At 54.9% G+C, this 7513-nt stretch carries 5 protein-coding genes and 1 pseudogene; 1 reads left to right on the top strand and 5 read right to left on the bottom strand.

Annotated features, from left to right (window positions below):
- From VGE80_RS14480 to VGE80_RS14465, 4 genes and pseudogenes are all read right to left on the bottom strand, one after another.
- Positions 1-747 (bottom strand): annotated as a pseudogene (locus VGE80_RS14480) (hypothetical protein); the annotation flags it as partial.
- Between the two features lie 724 nt (positions 748-1471).
- On the bottom strand, positions 1472-4138 hold the full coding sequence (locus tag VGE80_RS14475; RefSeq protein ID WP_440593160.1) for a hypothetical protein: 2667 nt from the start codon (positions 4136-4138) through the stop codon (positions 1472-1474).
- Positions 4138-4395, bottom strand: coding sequence for a helix-turn-helix domain-containing protein (locus VGE80_RS14470; RefSeq protein ID WP_440593159.1), 258 nt, complete (start codon positions 4393-4395; stop codon positions 4138-4140). The genes VGE80_RS14475 and VGE80_RS14470 overlap by 1 nt, the downstream gene beginning before the upstream one ends.
- A gap of 329 nt (positions 4396-4724) precedes the next feature.
- The gene (locus tag VGE80_RS14465) at positions 4725-5591 is read right to left on the bottom strand and encodes a hypothetical protein (RefSeq protein ID WP_440593158.1); all 867 of its coding nucleotides are present in this window, start codon (positions 5589-5591) and stop codon (positions 4725-4727) included.
- A 138-nt stretch (positions 5592-5729) separates the two neighbouring features.
- Between VGE80_RS14465 and VGE80_RS14460 the strand changes: the two genes are divergently transcribed.
- The gene (locus tag VGE80_RS14460; protein ID WP_440593157.1) at positions 5730-6044 is read left to right on the top strand and encodes a hypothetical protein; all 315 of its coding nucleotides are present in this window, start codon (positions 5730-5732) and stop codon (positions 6042-6044) included.
- On the opposite strand, the gene VGE80_RS14455 is transcribed toward VGE80_RS14460, so the two are convergent.
- The gene (locus VGE80_RS14455; RefSeq protein ID WP_440593156.1) at positions 6008-7399 is read right to left on the bottom strand and encodes a hypothetical protein; all 1392 of its coding nucleotides are present in this window, start codon (positions 7397-7399) and stop codon (positions 6008-6010) included. The genes VGE80_RS14460 and VGE80_RS14455 overlap by 37 nt on opposite strands.
- Positions 7400-7513 lie beyond the last annotated feature (114 nt).

The raw sequence follows: 7513 nt of genomic DNA, 5'->3' as shown, positions 1-7513 counted from the left end.
GGCGATGGATTTGTTCGCCGCTTCTCTCTCCGCAGTCGAATCCCGAACGATGTCTGGATCACGCATCCCCTCATCAAATTGCGTGGGGTCGAACAGCAAGCCACGCTCTTTCACTGCTTCCTCCACAGGAGCCGCTTCCGCTTTCGTCGCCTGTCGGAGGGATGCGGCCTTGGCCCTGATCGCTTTCGGTCCCTCTGCGGCCAGCTTGGATTGCTCATCGACGGGCAGTTCCGCGACTCCAGCCGCCGCCCCGACGGTGACCTCGCCGGACTCGACGGCCGCTGTGATCTCCGGGACAGCTTTCTCTTTGACCTTCCGGGCACGTTTCACGGTCGCGACGCTCACATTGAGCCTTGCCGCTGCTGTCTGGGTGGAGGGTAGCTCAATTGAGCTATGCTGATTCGCACCCAGTTTGAGTGTGGCAACGTTCGCGGCCACCATGCCTCTCTGCGATTCCGTCAAATGGCGCCGGTGGAGATTCAGTGACAAGACATGATCTATCGGGTCCGGAATGTCTGCCGCCGGTATCAGATCCGAATGTTCGCGGTAGGCCAATCCGACCTCTTTCAACGCCTTCAGCCGGTTTCTGCCATCGAGCAGTTGGGCATCGTCCCAGGTCTCGCCAATGAACTGAAGGCGAGTGCGAACCCCGTTTTCGCGGATGTCCTCTACGAGCGTTGCAAGCTCGTTCTTGGGCATCTCTGGAAAGAGCATTGCTGCGGGGTGGATCCTGACTTCATTTTGCATTGCGTACTTCCTCCGTGAAAGTCTGTGGTTGGGCTGAACGCCCCTGGGTTTTGATCAAACAAGAGTGGAGAAATGGGCTAGTCGAGATCCGACTCGAAGCACACTGTTCGCCACCAACATGGGTGTCTGCGGTTGGGAGTCGCACCCACGCATGACGACGATTACCAGCGGAACCAGGACAAGCGCTCGCCACCAGAAATTGAGGAACTGGTTGTCCGAAAACGCGATGAAAACCACACAGAACTCCTTGAAAAATAGGCCCGGAACCAGACCGGACAGCGAAAACAAACTCTCTCTAATCTAGTTGGGTCCCCCGCTGAGGTAACTTACGTCGATCGCGCAGGAGGTACCTACGCAATTCGCTGCCCGCAACTCTTTACACCAAATCTTCTTGCGCACATACAAATAGTACCCGCACCATTAACAAGTTGACGTAACTCATATCTGCCATCTTCATCACGACCGCTCCCACAACATCTCGCTCACGTTAGTATCCCATCCGCTGACCAACTGAGTGCGGAACCTGCGAACCTGCGGAACCTTTTTCCCTGTAACTAAAATGGCATATAAATAATTCACATATGCACGTTTCTCTCTCGCATGTATGTGTTTACCAATAAGGTTCAGCAAGGTTCAGCACTCCGATGTATGTTGTTGCCTCATCACTATTTAAGGTGCGGAACCTCCACCTTCGCAGAGGTTCGCGGCAGGTTCAGCAGAGGGGTCAAGGTTCAGCACTTTCGAGCAATGCGACGCGGTAGCTGTTCCCGGAACGATGCTTCTCGCGTAGGAACTGAAAGATTCGGCCGTCATCCGTGCGGAACCTTTCGTTGATGTAGCGGCCAGCGATCGTCCCGAGCTTCGTCGACAGCGACCGTGGCGTTCCGGTTCCGAGGTCAGCGCTGAGCAGGCCCCTCCCTTGGCACAGATCCACCAATTCACTCGGAGACCATGTTCCCTGAGGGTGGTCTCCCAGGATGCCCACGAGTTCGTTGAACTCACTTCGCGTCCCGTCGAGCGCGACAGCCGTCTCCTCGGCATTGGTAAGAAAGTCTGGCTCGTCGTTCACATGGAGGATTCCTCCGACGATCTTTCCCCAGTCCCGCTTATTGAATCGGGTCGAGACATCCGCGAGCGGCTTTCCTGCTGCAATCCAGACCTGGACCATGTTGATCAATTCGCCCAGCAGCTCTCGCCGGTGCGCCAGGGCGTAGCCCTCGGGATCATTCACACGAAAGGTACGACGCTTCGGATCGCCTTCGTGCTCGAGATTGATCACGATGCTCCGGCTCACGAGATCGAGACTTACATCGGGCGCGTTTGCGGTCACACAGAAGATGTGCGAATTCTCCGCACGGATTTCTAGCGACTTACCCAGCAACCTGAACGAGAGCACCGGATCGGTGATCGACCGTTCCAAGCACGCCGACTCGATACGTGGCTTGCGGCCCTGTCCCTTCGCGTTATCGATGATGATCGTGGTCGATCCGCGCCGAACGATGGAACCGAGCCGCTTCTCGAACTCCTCGTCGTTTGCGTTAAAGGATGCGGTTTCTGTCGCATGACCATCTCGAATGATTGCGATGAGCTGCGCCAGAACTGATTTGCCAAGGCCAGGCTGGTTTCCGTTGAACAGGGCGGCAGGTTTCGCACCGATGAATCGTGGTACCAGGATCCCCGTCAGCAGAACCCCGATGTAGTTGGTTCGGTCCGCAGGCGACTTGAAGCAGAAGTCCCGCAATAGCCGGTCCAGGTATTCCGTACCCGCACGAGCTTCGACTAGCTCTCCCGAGGAATAGATCCCTGAGCCGGCATCGAACCCGGAAGCGACGAGCCTCCAATCTTCTGTAAAAACAGGATTCCGCGTGAAGAGCTTAATTTCAGGGAGCTGGTGCCGCTCCAGGTGATTGTTCAACCATGTGCCACCGTAGGTTGCAGGAAGCGGCTTGTATTCCCCACCGTCATCCTTCACAAAATAGAACTCCACGAATTGACTCAGTAGACCCGCAAGTTCCGGAGGTGAGAGGACCGTCGAGATCGAATCTTTCTTAATTGCGACAAGTTGTTCACATCTTAGGAAACAACAATTGGAACGAAGCAGATGCTGACTGATTTCCCGCAATGTTACACTGACGGGAATGTTCGCCGCATCAATTTGAATGGTCGGTGTTTCTCCCAGAGGACCGTGTTCCCCTCTCTCAGCGGAGTTTGGATTGAAGAATTCCTGATGCGAAGGTGCATCCGCCGAACGACTCTGGTCCGGCATTTTTGTAGCGACTTTCTCAGACATGTTGACGCGGCACTCGAATTCGGCCTTGTCCCAGGTCACGTCGAAATAACGTCGGCCCTGCTCGGCAAATTTGCCGACGTCTTCTACAAGTGACCAGACATGCTCCTTGCCGATGCCTTTGGAAATCGAGAAGCAGCAAAGCCCAAAGTCCGCTTCAGACCGAAGGCCGGGAGGAGCCAGAGAACAGGTGGCGACCAATTCGTTGAGTCGATCCGATTTCGCTGCTGATGGCTTCCGAGCCTTAGGCAGTGGCAGCGATGCAATTGTCCTCATCCGCTCGTCATCAGACGACGCAATACACAGTGACTCGAATAACGAGATCGGGTAACGACGCCCTGGATCGCATTCAGTCAGTTCCGCGGCAACGGGTTCACGACCGTTACGCTGATCCTTACGGTTGAACGACCCGGGGATTCGCAGCAACCGTGAAAGGTCAGTTGTGTGATCACCTCCACAGGCTTTCCCGATCCCTGCTACGATATTCTGTAAGTGTTGAGCCTTGTTGCTGAGGCGGGAGGCGTACCGTTGCTTGTCGAGGTAGATTCGCTCGCCGTCTTCGATCGTATACTTCCGAGGCTTTCTTCTCCCACCAGGGAGTTCCACCCATTCTGTTTTCACAGGAGTTGGCGGCCCAACGTCATCGATCAGGTAAGGCTCATCCAGCAACCAGTAGAAATGAACGCCGTTTCCAGAATTCACGACGATCGAGGGTTTCGGAATGTCAGCGTTCCCGACCCGCTCCAGTGCATCATCGACGGATACATGGTCAATGTCTGCCCACACGCATCGCACGGTGCGGATCTGCCAGGCGAGGTCATACTCACCTTGTCGACCAAAGCGGGGACAAACGCCGAAGAAAAGATTGGTCAAGTTCTTTTCAGAAGACCTCAGCAGTTCGCGAATGGATGTCCGCAGAATGGCCGGATCCGCACGGCGATACCCCGTATTTGCGTAATCGACTTGGCTTCGCTTCTTCCCGTTTTCCGTCCAAGTTTCAATCGGACGAAACAGGACAATGTCATCTGCGGCGAAAACCGTCGTGAGGAACGCGACCGGGGTTTCGATTGACTCGTCGAGCGTCTGAGTGCTTGCAGGTTCCATTAGACGAACCTCTTTATATTGAGGTCTCGTGGTGGCCTTTTTACCGTCGGTTCCCTGGGGACGACGCTTCTAGCGAGTTCAAAAACTTCGAGTGCATCGGGGGAAACTCGGAACCGAGGCTTCATGGACCCGCGCTTTGCCAGGTTCAGAGCCTTCAGTTCACCCGAGCGAATCCAGCCAATGACGGTCTCAGGCTTGCAGCCATAGCGGGCGGCAATCTCTGGAGGCGTCAAAAAACGGATCGGGTCGGAAGGCACGGTTCAGTTTGCCTCCCGAGTCGAAGAGCGAGCTTCGTCAAACGCGGCAAGATCAGCGGGGTCGATTCGCCAACGCGGAACACCGTCAGGCCTGCTGGCGTAATTGATCGCGCGTAGTTGGCCGGAATGAATCCAGCCGAGAACTTTCGCTGTATTGATGCGACGGCTCTTTGCGACTGCCGCTGGCGATAGAAAAACCACCACTTCCGCTGACATACCGAACACTCCAGAATGCAACCAATTCGACTTGGTTGCCATCTTTCATTTTCGTCGGCTAACGTCAGCGCCTATCGGTCCCCAGGGGACATCCGGGACGACTACTGGGAAATCTACCTGTTTTTGGCAATTGCCAAGGAGAATTTTGCGTTCGAGAGCTTGATCCCTTGCCGTCTTGCCTCATCCTTTATTGCTTTCACAGACGGATTGCGCCCCAAACGTTTCATAATGTTTCCAACCAGTATGATTTCTTGGTCAGTTGGTTCATCGGCTCGTGGGAACGTGGGCAACTGCAGCCGCTCCACCACAGAGATCGCCCTGCGCAATTCGTCGACGGCGAATGCCATAGAATCGAAGCTGAAATCGAAGTTCGGACGATCCGTCTCAGTAGTGTAATGTTGAAAGAAATACGCGTTGACGTTTGCCAACGTTGTGCAGACCACATCGTAGCGATCCGTCCCCGCAGTCAGATCGTAAATCGTCCTCAGGTGCTGCAACAGTTGCTGTAAACTGGTGATGGGATGATCAGGTAGGATCGGGTCATTGTCTTCTCCGAGCAACTGCCAGTGTTTTGGCAAATCCTCCGTGCGAATCTTGGCGAGGATCTTGCCTTGGATGTGTGCCAGGCCAGCGACCGCATCCTTATGGAATTGGCGCGCCGTTAAGACAATATCAAGCCTACACGTTTCTGGAATTGGAAAGCCATCACTCTCGATTCCGACTCGCCGCAATAGTTCGGGGAGACGCCTATTGAGCCACTGACAGTCCACCATAATTCTGTCGATTGTCACCCGGGCGCGTTCCGGATCATCTCCGTCCGGAACTGGTGACACGCCGAGTTTCTGGTGGATTGTTAGCCTGAGAATGCGGATAGCATTGCAGAGTTCAATCCGATTGTTAGCGCAGGAATCGGGAAGATACTGCAGCTTCCATGATTCGTCGTCCGTCTTAGGTGGGACTTTCGTTTTGTCACTACTCAAATGTGATTTGCTCCCGAAGCTTGGTTTTCGTATTAATAGCCGCAATCGTTGATAGTCTCGACGAGTAGCTACTTCTCGGTCAAGCATTCACCGGAATGCATGGCGTGATTTCTGAACGGAACGCGAAGTCGAGCGAATATGACATTTTCACCACCGCAGCCTGTGAAACTGAGCGACGCTGAAGAAAAGTTGTTCAGCAGGATCGCGCAGTTTGACGGAAAGGCACTTTCGGCTTACGAAGAATGGACGAGCACCGCAGACGCGATGGAAGAGCTTTTCGTCTCGCTCGTCGAACGCAAAGCGATTCCAGAGATTCGCCTTCGACTATTCACCGACTCGGATCTGGCAGAAACAGGGAAGAAGTCCTGCCAAGAGATATTCGAATCGAATGGGGGCGGATTTCAAAATCGTAGGCATCAGGCAGCGAGTTCGGGCGTGACGCAAGTTGTTTGATGGAAGAGTTCTTCTGCTCTCCCCGCTTTGATCCATGCTCGGATTCGGATGATCGTTTCCGCGTTCTCCCGTAGCCAGTAGACGGCATTGCTTTTGACACGCAGGTTGATGACGCGACGAACGGCGCTCTCGATGGCACCACTGCCGATCGGCAGCTGGTGATCGCGCGCATGAGAATAGTCCATGCGACGATTGGTCAGTCCGTTCGTGATGAAATAGTTCAACCAGGTCTTCTGGTCTTTCGTCCTGTGTGAGCCCAGTAGCGATCGAATCTCATCGACCACTGCCCCGATCTCTCCCCGCCAGAGGCGTTTCTTTTGAGTCGTCAGCCAGCGCGACTTGCGACTTCCCGTGAGCGACTTACTTTCGGCAATCTTGCCCAGATATTCCATCGCGTGCCAGAAGTCGATCAATTGCTGGACCTTTTCCTCAAGGAGTCCCAGCGACTTGATCAGCTTGGGGATCCGCCGCCAGATCCAAGTGGCGCCATCCGCCACGAAGAGGATGCGAGCGGCTTCCGTCAAGTCGAGCCCCCGCAGGTAGGCCAGCAGTAATGCGAACAGTTGGTCACACGAACCCATGGTGCCGTCAATGACGGGGGCGAAGTCGCTCGCCATCCGGCCCTCTTCATCCACGGCATAGATGATGAAGAGTCGTGGTTCACGCCATTTCGGTGAGAATCGCTTGCGCCCCTTCTTCGTTTTGCCTCGACGTCGCTCCCGCAAACGGACACGCCCCCCATCCAGCGACACCACAATCCGTCGGCCCGACACTGTTCCCGTCGCGGTCATTGAACCGAGGTCGGTCATTCGCCGAAGTAATTGGCCCATTCCCGCAGTCACCGTTCGCAGTTGGTTGACGGAGATGCTGATCCCTTCTTCGGCGAGCATCGTCACCGCCTCATCATAGGATCCCAGCAGTGCCGCGGCTTTCGCCATCCGCGTGCGGATTTGTGGGGTGTAATGACCGGCAATCCCCAGCAGCATCAGCATCGGAAACAAACCCCGACGACTGTTCCCACCCGATTGGCAACGGTGGTAATACGTCACCATGAGTGTTACGGCGACGTCACCTGGAAGATGAACTTTCTTCTGGCGTATTCCCTGAGAATGGTAGGTCCTTGGCAGTGACTTGATAAACTGCCGTTCCTTCAATCGCAGCTCGCAAGAGTGAGTTGCCCGAATTAAGTGAAGACCCAGGCGGAGCGATGCCAACTTTCTGCCCAGGGCGGCGTACTGCTGCTCATACTTCGTCACGTCGGCAGCGGAGCGGAGATCGACAGTCATCCCCCAATCCCGCAGTTCTGCTTCGACGACACTCGCCTCCGCTTCCAGTCGTTGATATTCTGCGTTCATCCGTGAATCGCTCCCTGAAAAAACGTTGTGGTAAACGCTCTTTACAGCGATTCACGGACTTTCTCATACCCCAATTTCTTGTCGAACAATTCCCGACAATTTCAGAATCCGCCC

Source organism: Schlesneria sp. (assembly GCF_036405755.1).
Classification (GTDB): domain Bacteria; phylum Planctomycetota; class Planctomycetia; order Planctomycetales; family Planctomycetaceae; genus Schlesneria; species Schlesneria sphaerica.
This window is presented reverse-complemented; position numbering and strand designations above follow the sequence as displayed.

Coding starts and splice junctions, on each gene's coding strand:
- VGE80_RS14475 (WP_440593160.1), bottom strand. CDS start 4,138: ATGGAACCTGCAAGCACTCAGACGCTCGACGAGTCAATCGAAACCCCG.
- VGE80_RS14460 (WP_440593157.1), top strand. CDS start 5,730: ATGACATTTTCACCACCGCAGCCTGTGAAACTGAGCGACGCTGAAGAA.
- VGE80_RS14455 (WP_440593156.1), bottom strand. CDS start 7,399: ATGAACGCAGAATATCAACGACTGGAAGCGGAGGCGAGTGTCGTCGAA.